We start from the raw sequence: 24180 nt of genomic DNA, 5'->3' as shown, positions 1-24180 counted from the left end.
CACTCCCTTATATAAACTTTCTACCTCTATCGTACAAAATAGAAAGTAATTTCATTATTATTATAAACCTCTAACAATTATAGTTTTAACGAGAGAAAAAGACAAGTAGTGTTCCTTTCTCATCAATAAAAAGACCACAAATATTATTTGCAGTCTTTTCTGAGAAAAATAGTCTATTCTTGTTCATGCTTTACTAATACCTTTTTCATTTTCCTTGCAAATTCTCTTCGCGGAATAAGAACACTATGCCCGCATCCCTCGCATTTAATGCGAATATCCATTCCTAATCGTATTATTTTCCAGCGGTTTGTACCGCAAGGATGGGCTTTTTTCATCTCAACTACATCATTTAGAGCAAATTCTTTCTGTTCCATAATACCTCCTAAAAAATGAATTACTGTGGTTGCGAATACATAACTAATTTTGGGACAGGACTTTCAATTCCATTTTCATCTAAAACATTTTTTATTTCTTTCCTTAATATCCTTGCAATAGCATGATGCTTCGTTGGCAATGTTTCAGCGACAACACGAATGGTTACTTCTGCTGCTTGAATATTTTGTACCCCTAATAATTCAGGAACACCAACAATATCTTCATATTGCTCTGGTAATTTTTCGATTAGTTCCTGTATTACTTTTTCTGCTCGATTAATATCACCTTGATAAGCAATACTTACATCGACAATCGCTTTACTATTATTGATGGAGAAATTCGTGACATCCACAATACTTCCATTCGGGATAATGTTTACCTCTCCAGTAAATCCTTTTATTTTTGTTGTACGTAATCCAATTTCCTCGACTACGCCCTCGTAAGTACCTATACGTACTTGGTCTCCTACAGAAAACTGGTCTTCAAAAATTATAAAAAACCCAGTAATAATATCTTTCACAAGACTTTGAGCTCCAAAACCAATAGCTAGGCCGACAATTCCTGCTCCTGCTAATAATGCTTTAACATCAATATGAAAGACAGATAATGCCATCATGATAGCTATGAAATAAACAACATAAGTAATCGTGTTTTCTAACAGCTTAATTAATGTTGCTTCTCTTCTTTCAGATACGCGTAAGGCAGAATGTGTTCTTACTTTAAATATATTCCGTACCGCAGCCTTCCCTATCCTGATGATAATTCCGCTTATTAGAAAAATAAGGACAAGTTTTAGTGCGCCAAAGCCGACATCCCTCCACAAATTCTCATTCATAAGACTATCTATACCTTCTTTTATATTTTTATCCATTTAGAACACCTCTAAATATAAACTTCTACTAGATTATTTTCCTTTTATCCTCTATTCATGCAACGTAATGGATGAAACAATTTCTATAAAGTTACATCAAATAAAAAATAATGCTAACTATTTTTCTATTTTACTCTTCAAAAGCCTTCATATTGGGTAAGTTTATTTTAACAGTTTTTCTATTTGCTTTGTAGTACGATATTTCCTAAAACAAAGGACTTTTGCCCTTATTACCATAAATTCCCCTCCTATTTGTCTCACTCTTTTTTCCTTTATTTTGATGGATATGTATAGAATATGTCTCTTTTCCATATACTGAATACTACAATAACTTTGCTAAAAACAACTAATGGTTCGATAGATTTCCATCTTTGATGGTTGGTCAAAACATCCATTAACTTAATAATTGCTTTCTCCTATAGATATTATCGAATCCTAAATAAAAGGAGTAGATTCAATGACCTTATATTCCAGCCTTTTCGAAAAAAATGAACTTCCCGTTAGAATAGCATATGATGAACAATTAGCCGCCTTTAAGATTGCAGATTCATTAGCTAAACATTTGCCATCCATTTCAATCAATCAGCCAATTGTCTTTATTTGTATTGGAACTGATCGTTCTACTGGAGATTCATTAGGTCCGCTTATTGGTACCTTGTTAAGTGAAAAGAATATTTCTCCTTTTCATGTTTATGGAACACTAGATGATCCAATACACGCTCTTAATTTAGAGGAAAAATTAAAAGAAGTGCATGAAAAACATAAAAATCCTTATATAATAGGGATTGATGCTTGTCTTGGTAGAATGAAAAGTGTAGGTATCGTACAAATTGGTGATGGGCCTGTAAAACCGGGTAGTGGTGTCAATAAAGAGCTTCCTCCTGTAGGAAATATTCATATTACAGGGATAGTAAATATTAGTGGTTTTATGGAATTCTTGGTTCTTCAGAATACTAGATTAAGCTTAGTATTAAATATGGCCAAAATCATTTCAAAAGGCATTTATCATACTAGCCTTCGCTATATGCATACTAGAGAATATCAGGTGAAGGAGGAACCCGTTTAATCGCCTTCTATCTTTTCTAATATAAAAGCCCCCTAAAAAAGGCGTAGTTCACATCCTCTGTAAACTCCCCTTTCTTAGGTGGCTTTTTTACTTTTCATTTTCTAATTCAAATAATTGAAGAATACGCGCTAAGTCGTCTTCAGAGAAAAATTCAATTTCAATTTTCCCTTTATTTTTCTTCTGTTTAATATGAACAGTAGTACCAAATCTTTCACGCAGAAATGATTCTTGCTCTTTTAAAAAGACATTTTTCACAGGCGCTTTTTCTTTTTTTGTTTCACGTGGAACATTCTCATTTAGTTGCTGAATTAATTGTTCCAGCTGACGCACGTTTAATCCGTCTTTAATAATTTTATCAACTATTGCTGGAAGCTTATCTTTATTTTTCAGTCCTAATAAAGTTCTTCCATGTCCCATGGATATTTTACCATCAGAAATATAATTTTGAACAGCCTTTGGAAGAGTCAATAAGCGAACATGGTTGGCAATATGGGGTCTGCTTTTACCTAAACGCTTTGCAAGTTCCTCTTGAGTAAGCTTTAGCTTCTTCATTAAAGTCTGATAGGCATGTCCTTCTTCAATAGGTGATAAATCTTCTCTTTGAAGATTCTCTAGTACTGCTAATTCCATCATTTGTTGCTCTGTTAATTGACGGACAACTGCTGGAACTGTCTCTAGCTTAGCTTCTTTAGCTGCTCGATATCTACGTTCACCAACAACTATTTCATAGCCTTTAATACTCTTTCTAACGATTATCGGTTGAAGAATTCCATGTTCTAGTATAGAAAGCTTCAATTCTTCAATCGCTTCCTCATCAAAGAATTTTCTTGGCTGATAAGGATTCGGACGTAATTCATTTAGACTTATTTCTTGAACATTTTCTTCCTTCTCAACATCTATTTTAGGAAAAAAGGCATCTAATCCTTTTCCAAGTCCTTTAGCCACTAGTAACCACTTCCTTCGCAAGGTCCAAATATACTTCTGCACCACGTGACTTTGGATCGTAAATGATAATTGGTTCCCCATGACTCGGTGCTTCTGATAATCGAATATTTCTTGGAATAATTGTTTTATAGACTTTGTCTTGGAAATACTTTTTAACCTCTTCAATAACTTGTAAACCTAGATTTGTTCTAGCATCTAACATTGTTAGCAGCACACCCTCTATGGCCAAATCATGATTTAAATGTTTTTGAACAAGTCGAACTGTATTTAATAATTGACTTAATCCCTCTAACGCATAATATTCACATTGAACTGGAATTAATACCGCATCTGAAGCAGTTAATGCATTAATCGTTAATAACCCTAAAGAAGGAGGACAATCTATTAATACGTAGTCATAGTTATGTTTGACTTCATCTAATGCCCTTTTTAATCTAACTTCTCTCGAAATAGTAGAAACAAGTTCGATTTCTGCCCCAGCTAACTGAATAGTAGCCGGAATAACATCCAAATTCTCTACATTTGTCTGTTTAATCACCATACTTGCTTCTAGATCATCGACTAACACATCATAGATACAATGATCAACATCAGCTTTTTCAATACCTACACCACTAGTAGCATTTCCTTGTGGATCAATATCTACTAATAATACACTTTTCCCGATATATGCTAAACAAGAGCCAAGATTGACTGATGTAGTTGTTTTTCCAACTCCACCTTTTTGGTTAGCAACAGTAATAATTTTACCCATGATGTCACCTACCTTTTATTCCATACTAGCTACGAAATATAAATCGACGCAAGATGGCTACTTAATATAAAATGATTGAACCGTTTATAGCTCATTTAAAACTATAAAACAATTTATTAGTAAAAAAACAGAATAGACTACAACATGGCTCATTTCCTACCTATTGTAATCACGTATATTATTTTATCATGAAAACTTCTAAATTTCGTTATTTTTTCTTTTAATCTCGATTAATGATGGAAAATGAAAAGAAACTCCTACAATAAAATAAGGGATAAAACCTTATTATTACAAGTATTTTTGGAGAATTTCTCTATTTGATTGGCCTAAAAATAATCATCGTAAATAAGCAATGGAGGTTTTAAATTTTTATTTGTGGTGTCCTTTGAGGAAAAAATCATCCTATAAAAAAGTGAGAATCAGCATAAATGGCTATTATTCTCACAAAAAATATGCTCTGTTAAATAAATATAATGACGAAAAGGAATTCTTAATACAAATGGAATTTAACAGAGCTCAAAATCTTCAAGGAAATATAAATAATTATGCTATATAAAATCTATTAACCTATTATTTCTTTTTTGGTATTTTAATCGTAAATTGGTAAAAATCTTCAAATTCTTCTTCTTGAGCATTCAGATTAATACCACTATCAGAAACCATATTTAATGATTGGCGGATTGTATTTACAGCTATCCGCATATCTTTACTAAAAGCCTTTCTTTTTGGCTTTGGCTTCTGCTTCGTCTGTTCGAGCATTCTCACTACACGCTCTTCTGTTTGCTTTACGTTTAAGCCCTTTTCAATGATTTCTTGTAAAAGCTGAATTTGTTTTTCGCGTTCTTTTAATGGAATCATCGAACGAGCATGACGCTCAGAAATCTCTTTATTTAATAAAGCTTCTTGAATTTCTTCTGGCAATTTAAGAAGTCTCAATTTATTCGCAACAGTCGATTGCCCTTTCCCTAATCTTTGCGCAAGGGCCTCCTGGGTAAGATTGTGCAGCTCTAATAATTTTCCATATGCAATTGCTTCTTCAATTGGAGAAAGCTCTTCTCTTTGAAGATTTTCAATAAGTGCAACAGACGCAGTTTCTGTATCACTCAAGTTTTTTATGATAGCTGGCGCTTCTTCCCAACCAAGCTTTTTCATTGCTCTCCATCTTCGTTCTCCAGCAATGATTTCAAATTTATCTTGCTCATACTCTCTAATTACTATTGGTTGAATAATACCATGGGTATGGATTGTACGAGCTAATTCTTCAATTTTTTCATCATCAAATACCGTTCTTGGTTGAAAACGGTTAGGAACAATCTGATGAATTGGGATTTTTCTAACTTCTTCACTGTTTCCCATATTCTCGATCTCCTCTTGAGCAGCATCTGCACCTAATTGACTAGCATCTTCTATTGGATCTCCTTTTTCGCCTAGTCCAAAAAATCGTGAGAAAGAAGGCTTCATCACCCTGCACCACCTTTACAAAACTCCCTATTAATTATTCTCTATATGAAACATTAATCCCTGCAAAGTCATCTAACTTATAGAAAGAAACTTCTCGAAATTTAATAGAATATGACAATTATAGGTATATTATATAGTAGATATGATAATTGATATAGTCCTAATCCTATGAATGATTATATCATTCTCTTTTCTCTTTCGTAATAGCTTAAAATTAATCGCCTATTTTTACTGTCTTCATAGTAAGATTCCACCCCTTATCATTCGACAAACTTCACTTTAAAGAGGGGTGGAAAAAAGAGTATCTTCGAAAGACGTGAAATTAGCTTTAAGACAGCTAACATTTCATCCCGCTAAATTGCTTAGGCTTTCCCTATTCGATTGGTTCCTTATTAGGAGTTCCTGGTTTTCTAGGATACTTTTTAGGTGTTGGCTTTTCCTTTGCGATTGTGATGATATTTCTTTCGCTTTCTTCAATTGGCAACAAAAAGGCGTGTGTTGCATTCACCTTTCCTCCTAATAGGTTTACAGCCTTTTTTCCAGCTTCCAGTTCTTCTTTGGCACTTGCTGCTTTCATAGCAACAAAAGTACCTCCAACCTTTACTAGTGGTAGACAAAGTTCACTTAAGACGGAAAGTCTTGCTACAGCTCTGGCCGTAACAATATCAAATGTTTCACGATACTCTTTATTTTGGCCAAAGGTTTCTGCTCGGTCATGAATAAAGTTAACCTCTTCTAACTCTAAAACGGACGCTAGATGCTCAAGAAAGTGAATTCTTTTCTTCAAGGAGTCAACAATTGTTACCTTTAAATCAGGAAAGACAATTTTTAAAGGAATACTTGGAAAGCCAGCCCCAGCTCCCACATCACATAGCTGTGCAGGATGATGAAACCCTTCATAGTAAAATCCAGCAGTAATGGAATCATAAAAATGCTTCAAATAAACATCTGATTTTTCCGTAATAGCTGTTAAATTCATTTTTTCATTCCACTCTACCAATGTTTCATAGTAGAGCTCAAACTGATTTATTTGCTTTTCCGATAAAGTGATTCCTTTATCGGAGAGCATTTGAATAAATTCTTCCGTATTCATGCATGAACCCTTTCTATCCAGAGATTAAACTCGAGCAATTTTCCCTTGTTCTAAATAAACTAATAAAATGGATATATCTGCTGGATTTACCCCAGATATTCTTGATGCCTGCGCAATGGACAATGGTCGAACTTTTTTTAATTTCTGTACTGCTTCTGTTGCAAGACTAGAGATAGCATCATAATCAATGTTCTCAGGAATTTTTTTATTCTCCATTTTCTTTAGTCTTTCTACTTGCTGTAAGGATTTCTCAATATAGCCTTCATACTTTATCTGAATTTCTACTTGCTCTTTTATATCTTCCGTTAATTCTATCTCACTAGGTGCCAGTCCTTCAATATGACTATAATTCATTTCAGGTCGCTTTAATAAGTCTCCTGCTCTTATGCCATCTTTTAATTCACTGCCGCCTTGTTCTTTAATAACGTTTTGAACTTGTTCATTTGGCTTTAGCATGACTTCGCTTAAACGTTGCTTTTCTTTTTCAATTAATTGCTTTTTCTCCGAGAATTTTGCGTAACGTTCTTCAGAAATAAGACCAATTCTATAGCCAATATCCGTTAAACGCAAATCTGCATTATCATGGCGAAGTAATAAACGATATTCTGCTCGAGAAGTTAAAAGACGGTAAGGTTCATTTGTACCCTTTGTAACTAAATCATCAATTAAAACGCCAATATATGCATCAGAACGACTTAAAATAACTTCTTCTTTTTCTAAAGCATTTAAGCCTGCATTTATCCCAGCCATTAATCCTTGCCCTGCTGCCTCTTCGTATCCTGAAGTTCCATTAATTTGACCAGCAGTATAAAGATTTTTGATTTTCTTTGTTTCCAATGTTGGCCATAGCTGTGTTGGCACAATTGCATCATACTCAATTGCATATCCCGCACGCATCATTTGCACATTTTCTAATCCTGGTATCGTTCTTAGAATTTCCTGTTGAACATCTTCAGGCAAGCTTGTGGATAATCCTTGCACATAAACTTCTTGAGTGTTTTTTCCCTCTGGCTCTAAGAAAATTTGATGTCTCGGTTTATCGTTAAATCGAACCACTTTATCTTCAATTGATGGGCAATAACGTGGTCCAGTTCCTTTAATCATCCCTGAGTACATCGGAGAACGATGTAAGTTTGCATCAATAATTTGGTGTGTTGTTTCATTTGTATATGTTAACCAGCAAGGAAGCTGTTCTGTAATAAATTTCGTTGTTTCATAAGAAAATGCTCTTGGAACATCATCTCCTGGCTGTATTTCTGTTTTAGAGTAGTCGATAGTATGACTATTTACACGAGGAGGTGTTCCTGTTTTAAAGCGAACTAAGTCAAAACCTAGCTCCTGTAAATGCTCTGATAATCGAATGGATGGCTGCTGGTTATTCGGACCGCTTGAATATTTAAGCTCCCCTAAAATAATTTCGCCGCGAAGATATGTTCCAGTAGTGACGACAATTGTTTTTGCACGATACGTAGCACCCGTTTTCGTAATGACACCTTTTGCAGCTTGATCCTCTACTATTAATTCTTCTACCATCCCTTGAATTAATGTCAGATTAGGTTCATTTTCTAATGTCTTTTTCATTTCATGTTGATACATATATTTATCTGCCTGAGCTCTTAGTGCACGGACTGCAGGTCCTTTTCCTGTATTCAACATTCTCATCTGAATATAGGTCTTATCAATATTTTTACCCATTTCGCCGCCAAGGGCATCAATTTCTCTAACAACAATCCCTTTTGCTGGTCCTCCCACAGATGGATTACAGGGCATAAAAGCAACCATATCTAAATTAATTGTTAACATTAATGTTTTGGCGCCTAGTCTTGCTGCAGCAAGTCCTGCTTCACAACCTGCATGGCCTGCACCAATAACAATTACATCATAATTTCCAGCTTCGTACTGCATCATGATGCCTCCTTCTTTCTAAGTCTTTCTTTTAGCTTGATTTCGAGGCTCTGTACTATTTATGTTAATTCTTTTATTTCCCCAAACAAAATTGCGAGAACAACTGATTAATTAAGCTTTCATGAACACTTTCACCAATAATCTCACCAAGTATTTCCCACGTTCTTGTCAAATCAATTTGTACAATATCGATTGGTGTTCCAGTTTCTGCGCCTACTATTGCATCACTAATAGCATTTAATGCTTGATTCAATAAGGAAATATGTCTAGAGTTAGAAACATAAGTCATATCACTTGCTTCAATGGAACCTTCAAAGAATAGGCTGGATATTGCCTCTTCTAATTGATCTACACCATTTTCTTCTACTAAAGAAGTCGTAATGACTTTTCGATTACCGGCAAGTTCTTTTACTTTTTCTAAATCAATCTTTTGTGGTAAGTCTGTTTTATTAACTATTACAATAAAATCCATACCTTCTGTTGCCTTAAAAATATTCTTATCTTCTTCTGTTAAATCATCCGCATAATTTAAGACAAGCAAAATTAAATCTGCTTCTCGTAGTACCTTCCGAGATTTCTCTACCCCTATTCGCTCTACAATATCTTCTGTTTCTCGAATACCGGCAGTATCCAGCAAACGAAGAGGAACTCCGCGCACATTTACATATTCTTCAATGACATCTCTTGTTGTACCAGGGATATCTGTAACGATTGCTTTATTTTCTTGCACTAAACTATTTAATAAAGAGGATTTCCCTACATTTGGTCTTCCCACAATAACGGTTGCTAGACCTTCTCGCAGAATCTTTCCTTGTTGTGATGTTTGCAGTAATTTTTCAATCTCCGTCTTAATATACTTCGATTTCTCGAACATCACTTGCTGTGTCATCTCTTCCACATCATCATACTCTGGATAATCTATATTAACCTCTACTTGAGCTAATGTCTCTAAAATTTCTTGGCGCAAATGCTTGATTAATTTCGATAATCTTCCTTCCATTTGTCCAAGTGCTACATTCATCGCTCGATCTGTTTTGGCTCTTATTAAATCCATTACCGCTTCTGCCTGAGAAAGATCGATTCTTCCATTCAAAAAGGCTCTTTTTGTAAATTCACCTGGTTCGGCAATTCTTGCACCATGAGAAGTAGTCAACTGCAATAAGCGATTCACCGAGGCAAGTCCACCATGGCAATTAATTTCGACAACATCTTCTTTTGTAAAAGTTTTCGGCCCTCTCATCAACGATACCATTACTTCTTCCACAACCTCATTTGTTGCTGGATCCATGATATGTCCATAATGTATCGTATGAGTTGCTACCTCACTTAACTTTTTATTTCCTATACTCTTAAAGAGCTTGTCTGCGATTTTTATTGAATCCGGTCCACTTAATCGAACGATTGCGATCGCTCCCTCGCCCATTGGCGTCGATATCGCAGCAATTGTATCTAATTCCATCTTTTTCACCTCAATTCAAAAAAATAATATCTATTTAAATGATTGTATTCACCTTTGACATGATTACAATAGATTAGATTAACATATCCACAAATGTAAAAAAAGAAAAAAATCCGCACACTTATCCACATTCATTTTTATCATTACTTACCATTTTATCTTATCCACATGTGAATAACAATAAAACGAAAAATAAAATTACAAAAGCAATGCCCTTCTTCTTACTAATTTTATGGATGCTTAGATCCAGTTTATTAGCTCCTATTACTTTTTTCTAAATCACTTTTAATCGATAACTCCTTTTGTTCCTTCTTTCATGGCTCTGCCTCCAAAACTAAATAACCAACGAACCATCCATAATGGGAAATAACCACTAACTTCTTTTAAAGGCAAAAAAAGAGATTGCCTCTTTCTTGAGAGACAATCTCTTTTTCTATCTATTTTTCATCTTAATCGGTGCAATAATTATATGCCTTTTCGCATCTTCTCCCGAAGAGTAAGTTTTTATTCCTTTGAAAGATACCAAAGCAGTATGAATTGTTTTTCTTTCATCAGCGGGCATCGGTTCGAGCGGAATCTCTTTGCCTATTTTAACCGCTTTATAAGCAATTCTTTCCGCTAACTGAATTAACGCCTGTTTTCTTCGTTCACGGTAGCCTTCTGCATCTAATAATACTTTTAAGTATTCTTTTGATTCTCTATTAATGACCAATTGTGCTAGATATTGAATAGAATTAAGGGTCTGCCCTCTTTTACCGATTAATAGAGCAATTTTTTCACCAGATAATTCATACAATATATTTCTGCCATTTTGCTTTACTTGAATCTTAACCGGAACGCCCATTTTTTCGCAAACATCTTTGAGAAATTCCTCTACTAATTCCACTGGATTTACTTTTTTCTTTACAATTACCTTTGCTGTTCTAGAACCAAAACCAAGAAATCCCTTTTTTCCTTCCTCAACAACAATGATTTCAACTTGATTCTTTGTTGTCTTAAGCTGAGCTAAAGCTGACTCCACTGCTGCGTCGACTGTTTGTCCTACGGCAGTAACTTCTTTCACTTCTTCGCTCCTCCTGCTTTGCTAGTTTGTCCAGCAGTTTTAATTTCAGGACCTTTGATAAAATACGTTTGAACAATTGTAAAGATATTCCCTACTACCCAGTAAAGAGATAATGCTGCCGGAAAATTAATAGCAAATACTAAAATCATCACTGGCATAATCCAAACCATCATTTGCATTTGCGGATTTGGCGGTGCTCCAGCCATTGATAATCTTGTTTGAATAAATGTTGTTACCCCAGCTATAATCGGTAGTAAATAGATTGGATCAGGCTGTCCTAAACTGAACCATAAGAAATCATGGGAAGCAATTTCTCTTGTACGAGAAATTGCATGATAAAATCCAATCAATATAGGCATTTGTACGATTAGAGGGAAACAACCCGCTAATGGATTTACTTTATTCTCTTGGAATAACTTCATTGTTTCTTCTTGAAGCTTTTGTTGTGTCTTTTGGTCTTTCGAGCTATATTTTTGCTGCAGCTCTTTCATCTGTGGCTGGATTGCCTGCATTGCCTTACTGTTTCTTGTTTGTTTAATCATAAGCGGTAAAATAACCAGTCGAACTAAAATAGTTACGATAATAATAGAGATACCATAACTACCCCCAGCGAATGCTGCTGTTTTAATAATCAATTGAGATAATGGATATACAATGTATTCATTCCAAATCCCTTCACTTTCAGAAGTTATTGGTTGATTAAACTCTGTACATCCTGTTAGAATGGTCATTAAAAAAAGTAGACCAACTATCAATAAAAATTTCTTATTCAAGCTGCAAATCCTCCTGTAATATAATTTTCGAATATTACTTAATAAGTATTGTAACCGATAAACGAATGGTAGGAAACGCTTTAATAGGATTTTCCCCTTAATTCTTTTTTGAAAGAACTTTTGCTATTTTCAAAATATGGATAAGACTCTTTTTTACTTCTTCAAAAGACATATCAGCAACAGGCTTTCTTACAATTATGACATAATCATACTTATTTTCCAACATGTCATCTAATTCAAGAAATGCTTGTCTTACATAGCGTTTTATCTGGTTTCTTTTTACGGCATTGCCGATTTTTTTACTAACAGATAAGCCAATACGAAAATGCACTTGTTCTTCTTTTTTCAATTTATAAATAACAAACTGTCGATTGGCAAAAGATTGCCCTTTTTTAAAAACAGACTGAAATTCTTTATTTTTCTTGATTCTAAATTCTTTTTTCAACGTTTATAACTCCTTCAATCCTCCAACTTACCTAATTTCCCAATAAAAGAAAGAATTAGATAGGCATCTTAACGTGAAGTAAACCAATCTATTGTAAAAAAAGGAAGGGTCTGTCCTTTTATGCAAGATCATTCCCTTCTCCTTTTAATTGAAAAAAGACCACTGACTTTTCAGTGGCCTAAGCTGATAATACTTTTCTTCCTTTGCGTCGACGGCGCGCTAAGACATTACGTCCATTTGAGCTGCTCATGCGGCTACGGAATCCGTGAACTTTACTTCTTTTACGTTTATTTGGTTGATAAGTTCTTTTCATTGTATATGACACCTCCCTGAGGAATAGCTGTTATAGACAGTCCTTACAATTATATAAACATAGGCAATTAATTGTCAACTATTCATTTTATTTATCTAATTTTATGGATCACTTTATTTAGTGATGTTCCTATCTTTTTAGGCCATTGCAATAGTATACCACATATTTTTCTATTCTACTTCATAATCCTTCCCAACATTTCTATTTCTTAACGAATAATTTTTACCAATTTGGATATTCAACAAAAATTTCATTTATCTAATTTTGAGCATTTTTAACTATCCTTTCGACGATTGTGGATAAATTTCGACGGTAATATTTTTTCCACAATAGTTATTTACAACTTTTCAACAAACTAATACCTTGTGGACATTTATTACTAACAACCTAATTGACTTGTGGATAAGATATTAAAAAGCATTGCAGTTCTTATAAATTTTTGTTATTATAGTTTTGTTTTCACATCTGAATAAAATCTGTGCATAACTACATTATCCACAATCTGTGGATAAGTTGTGGACATCTTATTCTTTGTGACTGAACAGAGTTTTCCACAGATGGTGGATACTGTCGAAATACCACTAATCTTCCTTATAATATATTTTTCCACATTAGAAAAGGACAACTTTCCTGTTATCTTGCCTATTTATATCAATATAGCGCAAGATTTTGTCCAAAGTCACGATTAGATGATTCCTTTTGCAGGAATTTGACGACTAAATACAGGAAGCAAAGAAAAAAATATCAACTTTTGCAAAAAAAATATTTAACACCTGTTTACGATTGCTGCTTATCGCATCCATTGATTTTAAATTTTTTAGCAAAAGTATTTCTGAGCGATTTTATCTTAAGGCTTTAAGGCTCTTTTTTTGTTTTTAATATTTTTTCAGAAACGATAAATTGAGTAATTTTAACCATTCCTATTGAAAATTATCTTTTTCTATACGTTTTAAGATAGATCATCTGCTAGGATGAACAGAGCTAATACAATTAACTTTGAGAAAAGGAGGCGAGGATACTTGAAGAATATAACGGATCTCTGGAATAATGCCCTAAGTACAATCGAAACAAAGATTAGTAAACCTAGTTTTGATACATGGCTTAAGCCTACAAAGGCTAATTCCTTGCAAGGAGATCTTCTAGTTGTAACAGCACCTAATGAATTTGCCCGAGATTGGTTAGAAGAACGGTACTCTCAACTGATTGCTGAAATACTTTATGAAATTACAGGAGAGGAACTTCTTGTAAAATTTATTATTCCTCAAAATCAAAAAGAAGAGGAATTCGATCAGCAAATTTCTACCAAACAAAAGAAAAAAGAAGAAGAAGTTACGGAACAAACTATTTTAAATTCCAAATATACGTTTGACACTTTTGTAATTGGATCTGGAAATCGCTTTGCTCATGCAGCTTCCCTTGCTGTTGCCGAAGCACCTGCAAAGGCATATAACCCTCTATTTATTTATGGAGGAGTTGGACTTGGAAAAACTCACTTAATGCATGCAATTGGTCACTATGTTCTTGATCATAATCCATCTGCTAAAGTGGTTTATTTATCTTCTGAGAAATTCACAAACGAATTTATTAATAGTATCCGTGATAATAAAGGTGCTGAATTCCGTGATAAATATCGAAATGTTGACGTTCTTTTAATAGATGATATTCAATTTCTTGCTGGAAAAGAATCAACACAAGAAGAATTTTTCCATACATTTAACACGTTGCATGAAGAAAGCAAACAAATTATTATCTCTAGTGATCGTCCTCCAAAGGAAATTCCAACACTAGAGGATCGCCTGCGTTCTCGTTTTGAATGGGGACTTATTACAGATATTACGCCACCAGATTTAGAAACACGGATTGCTATCTTAAGAAAAAAAGCAAAAGCAGATGGGTTAGACATCCCAAATGAAGTAATGCTTTATATTGCTAATCAAATAGATTCAAATATTCGCGAGCTAGAAGGTGCACTTATTCGTGTTGTTGCATATTCTTCTTTAATTAATAAAGATATAAATGCTGATTTAGCAGCTGAAGCATTAAAAGATATAGTCCCAAGCTCTAAACCGCGAGTAATAACCATTCATGATATTCAAAAAGTAGTAGGAGAGCATTTTCATATCAAGTTAGAAGATTTCAAAGCCAAAAAACGAACGAAATCCATTGCATTCCCAAGACAAATTGCTATGTACTTATCAAGAGAATTGACGGATTTCTCCTTACCAAAAATCGGGGAAGAGTTCGGCGGTCGTGATCATACAACTGTTATTCATGCCCATGAAAAAATATCAAAATTGCTTTTAACAGACTCTCTTCTTCAAAAACAATTAAAAGAAATAAATGAACTCTTAAAAGTTTAGATAGAATAATGTGTATAACTCGCCTTACTTTAAACACAGTCTATCCACATGTTGATAGACTGTGTTTCCTTGCTTAAATATAGTTATCCACATACTAACAGGACCTACTACTTGTACTACTATTTTTTTTAAAATATATTATTAAAATAAGCATTTAGAACTTACATTCAAAAATTATTTAAATCGGAGGATTAATTAATGAAATTCATCATCCAAAAAGACCATCTTGTTCAAAGTGTTCAAGATGTAATGAAAGCAATTACTAGTAGAACAACAATTCCTATTCTAACTGGGATAAAAATTGTTGCGAGTGAAGAAGGAGTAACATTAACTGGAAGTGATTCTGATATTTCCATTGAATCTTTTATTCCTAAAGAAGAAGGAGATCAAGAAATAGTTGATATCCAACAGCCTGGTTCTATTGTTTTACAAGCTAAGTTTTTTAGTGAAATTGTAAAAAAACTCCCTACCAGCCAAGTTGAAATTATGGTTGATAATTTACAAACAACAATCCGTTCTGGTAAATCAGAGTTCAATTTAAATGGACTTGATTCTGAGGAATACCCGCATTTACCACAAATTTCGGAACAAAATTCTATTAAAGTTCCTACAGATTTACTAAAAAATATTATTAAACAAACTGTTTTTGCAGTGTCCACCTCAGAAACACGTCCAGTGTTGACAGGTGTAAACTGGAAAATAGAAAACAATGATTTAATCTGTATTGCAACAGATAGTCATCGACTAGCTTTAAGAAAAGCAAAAATAGAAACAGAGGAAGAACAATCATTTAATATTGTTATTCCAGGAAAAAGTTTAAATGAGTTGAATAGAATTTTAGATGATCATGATGAGCCTGTTGAAATTTTTGTTACGGAAAACCAGATTCTATTTAAAACGAAACATATTCTATTTTTCTCACGCTTGTTAGAAGGGAATTATCCTGACACCAATCGCTTAATACCTACTGAAAGCAAGACGGATATTGTTGTAAACTCTAAAGAATTTTTGCAATCCATTGATCGTGCTTCCTTACTTGCACGTGAAGGCCGAAATAATGTTGTTAAATTTTCAACCATGAGTGATAATGTGATAGAAATTTCTTCTTTTACTCCGGAAATTGGAAAAGTAATGGAGGAATTAGTGAGTGAATCGGTTAGTGGGGAAGAATTAAAAATTTCTTTCAGTGCTAAATTTATGATGGATGCGTTGAAAGTTCTTGAAGGATCAGAAGTGAAAATTAGTTTTACTGGAGCGATGCGACCATTTGTTATTCATCCAACAAATGATGATTCTACATTGCAGCTTATATTACCGGTTAGAACCTATTAAAAGTTTTGGGTGTTCTGTTTAATGAACACCCAATTTTTCTTTTTACAGAGAGGTTGCATGAATATACAAAACGATTAATAAGTAAGTTGTGAGTGTGTTTTAACCTGCTCATTTCGACTATTCACGACTTATTTATAGAAATATTACACTTTTCTTTGTGTATCAATAAATTATTTAGTAGAATAGAAAGATACGATTAAAGTTGAGAGAGTGAAAAGATGAATAATCAAATTAAAATTGACACGGATTATATTACATTAGGTCAATTTCTAAAAGTAGCAGAGTTAATACAATCAGGTGGAATGGCAAAATGGTTCCTAGGAGAATACGAGGTATTTGTGAATGGGGAACAGGATCAGCGCAGAGGAAGAAAATTAAGAAGTGGTGACGAAATAAATATTCCTTCATTTGGCAAGTACACTGTTTTATAAAAGGGTGAAACCAAATGTATATTGATGAGTTGCTTTTGAGAAATTACCGGAATTATGAGGAACTGAATATTTCTTTCGAAAATAAAGTAAATGTAATTTTAGGAGAGAACGCACAAGGAAAAACCAATGTGATGGAATCTATCTATGTTCTAGCTATGGCTAAATCTCACCGAACCTCTAATGATAAAGAACTTATTCGTTGGGACAAAGAATATGCTAAAATAGAAGGTAGATTAGTTAAGGCACATGGGAAAATTCCCATGCAGTTAGTCGTGGCTAAAAAAGGGAAAAAGGCAAAGTTTAATCATATAGAGCAGCGAAAACTAAGTCAATATATCGGTAATATGAACGTAGTTATGTTCGCACCTGAAGATTTAAATCTAGTAAAAGGCAGCCCGCAAATTAGAAGAAGATTTATTGATATGGAAATAGGGCAAATATCACCAGTATATTTGCATGATATGAGCCAGTATCAAAAAATTTTACACCAGCGAAATACCTACCTAAAACAATTACAAACAAATAAACAAACAGACCATACAATGCTTGAAATACTAACCGAACAATTTATAGATATGGCAGTTAAAATTGTCGCAAAGCGTTTTGAATTCCTGCATCTGCTGGAAAAATGGGCGGTTCCGATTCATAAAGGAATATCTCGCGGGTTGGAAACACTAGAAATTCGCTATAAACCTTCCGTCGATGTATCAGAAGACCAAGATTTGTCGAAAATGAAGAGCATATACGAAGAAAAATTCCAACATTTAAAAAAACGGGAGATTGATCGAGGGATGACGTTATTCGGACCTCATCGTGATGATATGATGTTTTATGTGAATAATAGAGATGTACAAACCTTTGGTTCACAAGGACAGCAACGAACGACTGCATTATCAATAAAGATGGCGGAAATTGAATTAATTTATTCTGAGATTCGTGAGTATCCAATACTCCTGCTAGATGATGTCCTTTCTGAATTAGATGACTACCGGCAATCTCATTTATTAAATACCATTCAAGGGAAAGTGCAAACTTTTGTGACAACAACCAATGTTGATGGAATTGACCATCAAACGTTAAAAGAAGCTGCTACTTTTCAGGTTGAATCCGGAACGATTAAAAAGATTCAATAACTTTGAGGTGAAAAAGTGTACGTTCATATTGGAGAAAATATTCTTGTGCGAACTTCAGAAATTTTAACTATATTAGATAAACAGACAGTTGAGTCCTCTCCTATCTCAAAGGAATTTCTAGAACGACAAAAAGCAATGACCAATGGGAAAAGTTCCACTTATAAATCTATTGTGATAACGAAGGATACTATCTATTTTTCGCCGATTGCTTCTAATACGTTAAAAAAAAGAATAGTCCAGTTAACTATTCAAGAGTACTAATGATGCAAAATTAAATGAAAAAATTTTTTGATGTCAATAGAAAGTTAGGTGATCGATATGTCAACGGAACAAAATCCAGTTGAACAACAATCTTATGATGAGAGTCAGATACAGGTTTTAGAAGGCTTAGAGGCTGTTAGAAAAAGACCAGGAATGTATATCGGGTCAACAAGTGGCCGAGGTCTGCATCACTTAGTGTGGGAAATTGTCGATAACAGTATTGATGAAGCGTTAGCTGGTTTCTGTAATGAAATAAATATTATTATCGAACAAGATAATAGTATTACGGTTAAAGATAATGGTCGTGGTATTCCCGTTGGTATTCAGGAAAAAATGGGAAGACCAGCTGTAGAAGTAATCATGACAGTTCTCCATGCCGGAGGAAAGTTCGGCGGCGGCGGTTATAAAGTGTCTGGTGGACTTCATGGGGTAGGTGCTTCGGTAGTAAACGCACTTTCGACAGAATTAGAAGTTTTTGTACATCGGGATGGAAATATTTATTACCAAAAATACCAAAAAGGGGTTCCTGCTGCTGATTTAGAAATTATTGGTGAAACGGATACTACTGGAACCACTACACACTTTAAGCCAGACGGCGAAATTTTCAAGGAAACATTAGAATATGACTATGAAACATTAGCTAATCGCGTTAGAGAGCTTGCTTTCTTAAATCGTGATATTCGTATTACGATTGAAGATAAACGTGAAGGATTGGAAAAAAGAAAAGAATACCATTATGAAGGTGGTATAAAATCATACGTAGAGCATCTAAATCGTAATAAAGAGGTCCTTTTTGAAGAACCAATTTATATTGAAGGAGAAAAAGACGGGATAACAGTTGAAATCTCTTTCCAGTATAATGACGGGTATACCGGTAATATTCATTCATTTGCAAATAATATTAATACGCATGAAGGTGGAACTCATGAAGCTGGCTTTAAGACAGCCCTCACCCGTGTAATTAATGATTATGCAAGAAAGAATAACTTATTAAAGGAATCAGATACGAATCTTTCGGGTGAAGACGTAAGAGAAGGTCTTGTTGCAATCGTCTCTGTTAAACATCCAGATCCACAGTTTGAAGGACAAACAAAAACCAAACTAGGAAATTCAGAAGTTCGTACCATTACAGATACTGTTTTTTCTGAACACCTTGAGAAGTTCCTTTTAGAAAATCCTACGGTGGCTCGTAAAATTGTTGACAAAGGTCAAATGGCTTTAAGAGCAAGGATTGCTGCGAAAAAAGCAAGAGAATTAACTCGTCGTAAAAGTGCTCTCGAAGTTTCGAGCTTACCAGGAAAATTGGCGGATTGTTCTTCAAGAGACCCGAAAATTAGTGAACTATTCATAGTAGAGGGAGATTCTGCTGGTGGTTCTGCAAAATCAGGTAGAGATCGTCATTTCCAAGCAATCCTGCCGCTAAGAGGTAAAATACTTAATGTTGAAAAAGCTAGACTAGATCGGATTTTATCTAACAATGAGGTTCGTTCCATGATTACTGCAATTGGAACAGGAATTGGGGATGATTATGATATATCCAAAGCGAGATATCATAAAATTGTTATTATGACAGATGCCGATGTTGATGGTGCTCATATTCGAACATTATTATTAACCTTTTTCTACCGTTATATGAGAAAGATTGTAGAAGCTGGTTATATTTATATCGCGCAACCGCCACTATACAGCATTAAACAAGGGAAAAAGCTAGAATATGCATATAGTGATAAACAATTACAAGAAGTTCTAGCTACATTACCAGCTACCCCTAAACCGAATATACAGCGTTATAAAGGATTAGGAGAAATGAATGCAGAGCAGTTATGGGATACAACAATGGATCCTGAACACCGAGTACTTTTACAAGTAAGTTTAGATGACGCCATTGAGGCAGATGAAACATTTGAAATGCTAATGGGTGATAAAGTAGAGCCACGCAGAAACTTTATTGAAGAAAATGCGACCTACGTTAAAAACCTAGATGTTTAAAGATAGGAAAAGAAATTTGGTGCTGATTAGATTGGCACCTTGTGTGTTTCTTTAGAAGTTAGTTATTCCTATTAATCATAAGGAATTCGATTAGATATTCTTTTTCTAAAAACACTTTTTGTCAGGAAGAAGATGATCTAATTGTTTCTTAAGGAGGTTCCTTTACATGGCTGATATGCCAAATTCTCAAATTAAAGATAGAAATATAAGTAAAGAAATGCGTGATTCCTTTTTAGATTACGCGATGAGCGTTATTGTTTCTCGTGCTCTTCCAGATGTACGAGATGGACTAAAACCTGTACACCGACGTATTTTATATGCGATGCATGATCTTGGAATGCATTCTGACAAGCCGTTTAAGAAATCGGCCCGTATTGTTGGGGAAGTTATCGGGAAGTATCATCCACATGGTGATAGTGCTGTTTATGAGACAATGGTTCGTATGGCTCAGGATTTTAACTATCGCTATATGCTTGTTGATGGGCATGGTAACTTTGGATCTGTAGATGGTGACTCTGCCGCAGCGATGCGTTATACGGAAGCAAGAATGTCAAAAATAGCAATGGAGCTATTACGTGATATTAATAAAGATACAATTGATTACAAGCCAAACTTTGATGGAGAAGAAAAGGAACCAGTAGTATTACCTTCTCGATTCCCTAACTTACTAGTGAATGGTACAAGTGGGATAGCGGTCGGAATGGCTACAAACATCCCTCCACATCAATTAGGAGAAGTAATAGATGGAGTCCTTGCTGTAAGTAAGAATGCTGATATTACCATTCCTGAATTAATGGAAATTATTCCAGGACCCGATTTTCCAACTTACGGAATGATCGTAGGTAGAAGCGGAATTAGAAAGGCCTATGAGACTGGCAGAGGTTCCATTATATTAAGAGCACGAGTGGAAATTGAAGTGAAGCCTAGTGGTAAGGAAGTTATTATTGTGAAAGAGATTCCTTATCAAGTCAATAAAGCAAGACTAGTAGAGCGTATTGCTGAATTAGTCCGCGATAAAAAAATTGATGGAATCACTGATTTACGAGATGAATCGGATCGTAATGGAATGCGCATTGTAATTGAAGTGCGAAAAGACGCAAATGCCAATGTTTTATTAAATAATCTATATAAGCATACGGCTATGCAGACGAGCTTTGGTATTAATCTCCTTGCACTGGTTGATGGGCAGCCAAAGGTACTTAACTTAAAACAATGTTTAGCTCATTATCTGGATCATCAAAAAGTTATTATTCGCAGAAGAACAGAATTTGAATTAAGAAAAGCTGAAGCTAGAGCTCATATACTAGAAGGGCTGCGCATCGCTTTAGATCACTTAGATGAAGTAATTAGCTTAATTCGTAGTTCCCGAACCACGGATATAGCGCGTGAAGGATTAATGACGAACTTTAATCTTTCGGAAAAACAAGCTCAAGCTATTCTGGATATGCGTTTACAAAGATTAACTGGATTAGAAAGAGAAAAAATCGAAGATGAATATCAAGAATTAGTTAAGTTAATTGCTGAATTAAAAGCTATTCTAGCGGATGAAGAAAAAATCTTAGAAATTATTCGCGAAGAGCTTCTAGAAGTAAAAGAGCGATTTAACGATACACGTCGTACGGAAATTATTGCTGGTGGAATTGAAAACATCGAAGATGAAGATTTGATTCCAGAAGAAAATATCATTATAACCTTAACTCATAATGGTTATATTAAGAGACTGCCAGCATCTACTTATCGAGCACAAAGACGTGGAGGAAGAGGAATTCAGGGCATGGGTACGAATGAGGATGACTTCGTTGAACAGTTAAGCTCAACATCTACTCATGACACTATTCTATTCTTTACTAATAAAGGGAAAGTATACAGATTAAAAGGGTATGAAATACCGGAATTCAGCCGTACTGCTAAAGGTATTCCAATCATTAACCTTTTAGGTGTGGAAAAGGATGAGTGGGTCAATGCAATTATTCCTGTTTCAGAATTTGTAGATGATTGGTATTTATTCTTCACTACAAAAGAAGGAATATCTAAACGTTCTCCATTATCATCTTTTGCTAATATAAGAAATAATGGACTAATTGCTGTTAACTTAAGAGAAGGCGATGAGTTAATCTCTGTACGTTTAACAGATGGTTCAAAGGAAATTATTATTGGTACGAAAAACGGCTTGCTTATTCGCTTCCCAGAGACAGATGTACGTTCTATGGGTAGAACAGCAACTGGCGTAAAAGGTATTACTCTATCATCTGAAGATGAAGTGGTAGGTATGGAAGTTCTTGAAGAAAATTCAGAAATACTGATTGTAACTAAGAAAGGTTACGGAAAAAGAACACCGATAGATGAATATAGAGTTCAAGGTAGAGGCGGAAAAGGTATTAAGACATGCAACATTACCGATAAAAACGGAAATCTTGTATCGATGAAAGTCGTTACCGGTGAAGAAGATGTAATGATTATCACAACAGGTGGCGTTTTAATCAGAATGGCAGTAAGCGATATTTCTACAATGGGTAGAAGCACTCAAGGAGTCCGACTGATTAAATTAAATGAAAGTGACAATGAATTTGTTGCAACTGTTGCGAAGGTAGAAAAAGAAGATGAAGAAGTGGAAGATGTGGAAATGACTGAAGAAGGTCAACAAGCATCTTCAGAGAATGACACGGATTCAAACGAATAATGAATAATATGGTGGAGAGATGTCTTAAAGGAAAACCCTAGAGACATCTCTTTTTTTATGAAAATCAATTCATATAATTTAAATATATAGTTAATTTTAGGAGTAAAGGATGAAATTAATGGGTTACAATTCAAAAAAAATACTTTAAAATAGTAAAAAAGTCCGTTTTTTAAAGGGTGGTTTCCAATGATTGTTAAAGTTAGAGCATTAAAGCCAGGCAGTATTTTAGCAGAAGACATTTTTATACGAACAAACAGACCAATAATTACTGCAAAAACGGTTTTAGCCGAGGAGCATATCAGGATATTAAAAGCTTTTTTAGTAGAAGAAGTAGCAATTGAAAATACACAATTAGATGGTACACAAATTATTCAGTCATCTTCATCTTTTCCTAAAGGAGAGAGAAAGGATGTGGAAAGTGGCTTTATAGATCTTTTTTTACATACAGTTCAATTGTACAAAAAAGAATTTATTTCTTGGCAGTCTGGATTCTCTGTAAATATAGCCAATATTAGAAATATAATTTTACCATTGTTAGAAGAGTTAGAGCATGTCTCAAAAGAAATATTTTCTCTTTATCATTTATCGAATAAGAAAGAATATATACATCAGCATTCTATTGCAGTTGCAATTATTAGCGCATTTATTGCTAGGAAAATGAATTACAGCTACAGAGATACGATCCAAGTAGCATTAGCAGGTTGTTTAAGTGACGCGGGAATGGCTAAGATTGATCAACGGTTATTATACAAGACTGAGCCTTTAACAGAGGAAGAGTTTGATGAAGTCAAAAAACATACAAGATACAGTTTTGAAATGATTCCTGAGCATAGCTTATTGAAGAAAGAAACACGTCTTGCGATTTACCAACATCATGAAAGAATTGACGGAAGTGGATATCCGCTGGGAAATATAGATACGAAGATACATGCGTTTGCTAAAATAATTGGAGTTGCCGATACTTTTCATGCAATGACATCAGAACGTTTGTATAGAAAGAAACAATCTCCTTTTCGAGTAATCGAACAAATGCGGCAAGATCACTTTGGTAAATTTGATTTAACGATATTACAAGCATTAAGTAATGCTATTACTCAATATACAATTGGGAGTAAAATTAGATTATCCAATGGCGAAAAAGCTGAGGTTTTATTTAAGGAAGGGAATGCTTCCACTAGACCGTTAGTGAAAATAGTGGAAAGTGAAATGATTCTTGATTTAGAGAAAAATAGACATTTGTTTATTGAGGAAATTTTAGAGGAATGATAGTAAGTAAGAAGATAGACAGCAAATAACCAATTGTAATAAAAATATTATTTTTTTATAAAATAAATTTTAAAAAACTATTGCATATAAATATAAACGTTGCTATAATAATACAAGTCAGCAAGAGAACATTAAATGATTTTAAAAAATATATTGACTAAACAACTAGAAATATGTTATCATTTAAAAGTTGTCTCTTACGAGA

At 34.3% G+C, this 24180-nt stretch carries 21 protein-coding genes; 9 read left to right on the top strand and 12 right to left on the bottom strand.

Annotation, left to right across the window (positions count from 1 at the left end; translation table 11 throughout):
• Window positions 1–173 precede the first annotated feature (173 nt).
• Together NiCM35_RS22960 and NiCM35_RS22955 are read right to left on the bottom strand one after the other, a co-directional pair.
• Window positions 174–374, bottom strand: coding sequence for a DUF951 domain-containing protein (locus NiCM35_RS22960; RefSeq protein WP_095333243.1), 201 nt, complete (start codon window positions 372–374; stop codon window positions 174–176).
• A gap of 20 nt (window positions 375–394) precedes the next feature.
• On the bottom strand, window positions 395–1246 hold the full coding sequence (locus tag NiCM35_RS22955) for a mechanosensitive ion channel family protein (RefSeq protein ID WP_095333241.1): 852 nt from the start codon (window positions 1244–1246) through the stop codon (window positions 395–397).
• Between the two features lie 457 nt (window positions 1247–1703).
• Between NiCM35_RS22955 and yyaC the strand changes: the two genes are divergently transcribed.
• Complete coding sequence (gene yyaC, locus NiCM35_RS22950) at window positions 1704–2312, top strand: spore protease YyaC (protein WP_123260162.1); 609 nt, start codon at window positions 1704–1706, stop codon at window positions 2310–2312.
• A gap of 87 nt (window positions 2313–2399) precedes the next feature.
• On the opposite strand, the gene NiCM35_RS22945 is transcribed toward yyaC, so the two are convergent.
• The 10 genes from NiCM35_RS22945 to rpmH form a co-directional block, all read right to left on the bottom strand.
• A complete protein-coding gene (locus tag NiCM35_RS22945; protein ID WP_123260161.1) occupies window positions 2400–3257 on the bottom strand; it encodes a ParB/RepB/Spo0J family partition protein in 858 nt (285 codons plus the stop codon).
• Entirely contained in the window at window positions 3250–4011 is a 762-nt protein-coding gene (locus NiCM35_RS22940) for a ParA family protein (protein ID WP_047944597.1), read from the bottom strand. Before NiCM35_RS22940 ends, NiCM35_RS22945 begins: the two co-directional genes overlap by 8 nt.
• A gap of 570 nt (window positions 4012–4581) precedes the next feature.
• Window positions 4582–5472 carry a nucleoid occlusion protein gene (noc, locus tag NiCM35_RS22935; RefSeq protein ID WP_095333235.1) on the bottom strand — a complete coding sequence of 297 codons (891 nt, stop codon included), beginning with the start codon at window positions 5470–5472 and terminating at the stop codon, window positions 4582–4584.
• A gap of 373 nt (window positions 5473–5845) precedes the next feature.
• Entirely contained in the window at window positions 5846–6565 is a 720-nt protein-coding gene (gene rsmG, locus NiCM35_RS22930; protein ID WP_095333233.1) for a 16S rRNA (guanine(527)-N(7))-methyltransferase RsmG, read from the bottom strand.
• Window positions 6566–6589: 24 nt separating this feature from the next.
• Window positions 6590–8470 carry a tRNA uridine-5-carboxymethylaminomethyl(34) synthesis enzyme MnmG gene (gene mnmG / locus NiCM35_RS22925; protein ID WP_095333231.1) on the bottom strand — a complete coding sequence of 627 codons (1881 nt, stop codon included), beginning with the start codon at window positions 8468–8470 and terminating at the stop codon, window positions 6590–6592.
• A 73-nt stretch (window positions 8471–8543) separates the two neighbouring features.
• The gene (gene mnmE / locus NiCM35_RS22920) at window positions 8544–9929 is read right to left on the bottom strand and encodes a tRNA uridine-5-carboxymethylaminomethyl(34) synthesis GTPase MnmE (RefSeq protein ID WP_095333229.1); all 1386 of its coding nucleotides are present in this window, start codon (window positions 9927–9929) and stop codon (window positions 8544–8546) included.
• Between the two features lie 433 nt (window positions 9930–10362).
• On the bottom strand, window positions 10363–10992 hold the full coding sequence (jag, locus tag NiCM35_RS22915; protein ID WP_095333227.1) for an RNA-binding cell elongation regulator Jag/EloR: 630 nt from the start codon (window positions 10990–10992) through the stop codon (window positions 10363–10365).
• Window positions 10989–11723, bottom strand: coding sequence for a YidC family membrane integrase SpoIIIJ (spoIIIJ, locus tag NiCM35_RS22910; RefSeq protein ID WP_433780815.1), 735 nt, complete (start codon window positions 11721–11723; stop codon window positions 10989–10991). Before spoIIIJ ends, jag begins: the two co-directional genes overlap by 4 nt.
• Window positions 11724–11862: 139 nt before the next feature.
• Window positions 11863–12210, bottom strand: a complete 348-nt coding sequence (gene rnpA, locus NiCM35_RS22905) for a ribonuclease P protein component (RefSeq protein ID WP_047944605.1) — start codon at window positions 12208–12210, stop codon at window positions 11863–11865.
• Window positions 12211–12388: 178 nt separating this feature from the next.
• Window positions 12389–12523 (bottom strand): 50S ribosomal protein L34, encoded by a 135-nt coding sequence (rpmH, locus tag NiCM35_RS22900; protein ID WP_016201470.1) that lies wholly within the window; start codon window positions 12521–12523, stop codon window positions 12389–12391.
• A 1019-nt stretch (window positions 12524–13542) separates the two neighbouring features.
• Between rpmH and dnaA the strand changes: the two genes are divergently transcribed.
• From dnaA to NiCM35_RS22860, 8 genes are all read left to right on the top strand, one after another.
• The gene (dnaA, locus tag NiCM35_RS22895; protein WP_095333224.1) at window positions 13543–14883 is read left to right on the top strand and encodes a chromosomal replication initiator protein DnaA; all 1341 of its coding nucleotides are present in this window, start codon (window positions 13543–13545) and stop codon (window positions 14881–14883) included.
• A gap of 198 nt (window positions 14884–15081) precedes the next feature.
• Window positions 15082–16215 carry a DNA polymerase III subunit beta gene (dnaN, locus tag NiCM35_RS22890; RefSeq protein WP_095333223.1) on the top strand — a complete coding sequence of 378 codons (1134 nt, stop codon included), beginning with the start codon at window positions 15082–15084 and terminating at the stop codon, window positions 16213–16215.
• A 218-nt stretch (window positions 16216–16433) separates the two neighbouring features.
• Window positions 16434–16646: a S4 domain-containing protein YaaA gene (gene yaaA, locus NiCM35_RS22885; RefSeq protein ID WP_047944608.1), complete on the top strand. Its 213-nt coding sequence runs from the start codon at window positions 16434–16436 to the stop codon at window positions 16644–16646.
• 14 nt (window positions 16647–16660) lie between these two features.
• Window positions 16661–17779: a DNA replication/repair protein RecF gene (gene recF / locus NiCM35_RS22880; RefSeq protein WP_095333221.1), complete on the top strand. Its 1119-nt coding sequence runs from the start codon at window positions 16661–16663 to the stop codon at window positions 17777–17779.
• A gap of 15 nt (window positions 17780–17794) precedes the next feature.
• On the top strand, window positions 17795–18040 hold the full coding sequence (gene remB, locus NiCM35_RS22875) for an extracellular matrix regulator RemB (RefSeq protein WP_047944610.1): 246 nt from the start codon (window positions 17795–17797) through the stop codon (window positions 18038–18040).
• 57 nt (window positions 18041–18097) lie between these two features.
• A complete protein-coding gene (gene gyrB / locus NiCM35_RS22870) occupies window positions 18098–20029 on the top strand; it encodes a DNA topoisomerase (ATP-hydrolyzing) subunit B (RefSeq protein ID WP_095333220.1) in 1932 nt (643 codons plus the stop codon).
• 166 nt (window positions 20030–20195) lie between these two features.
• Window positions 20196–22709, top strand: coding sequence for a DNA gyrase subunit A (gyrA, locus tag NiCM35_RS22865; RefSeq protein ID WP_163185949.1), 2514 nt, complete (start codon window positions 20196–20198; stop codon window positions 22707–22709).
• Window positions 22710–22895: 186 nt separating this feature from the next.
• Complete coding sequence (locus tag NiCM35_RS22860; protein WP_095333217.1) at window positions 22896–23975, top strand: HD-GYP domain-containing protein; 1080 nt, start codon at window positions 22896–22898, stop codon at window positions 23973–23975.
• Window positions 23976–24180 lie beyond the last annotated feature (205 nt).

Source organism: Niallia sp. M35 (genome assembly GCF_050971705.1).
Taxonomy (GTDB): domain Bacteria; phylum Bacillota; class Bacilli; order Bacillales; family Cytobacillaceae; genus Niallia; species Niallia circulans_A.
Note: the sequence above shows the minus strand (reverse complement) of the source record. Positions and strands in the feature narration are given on the sequence as shown.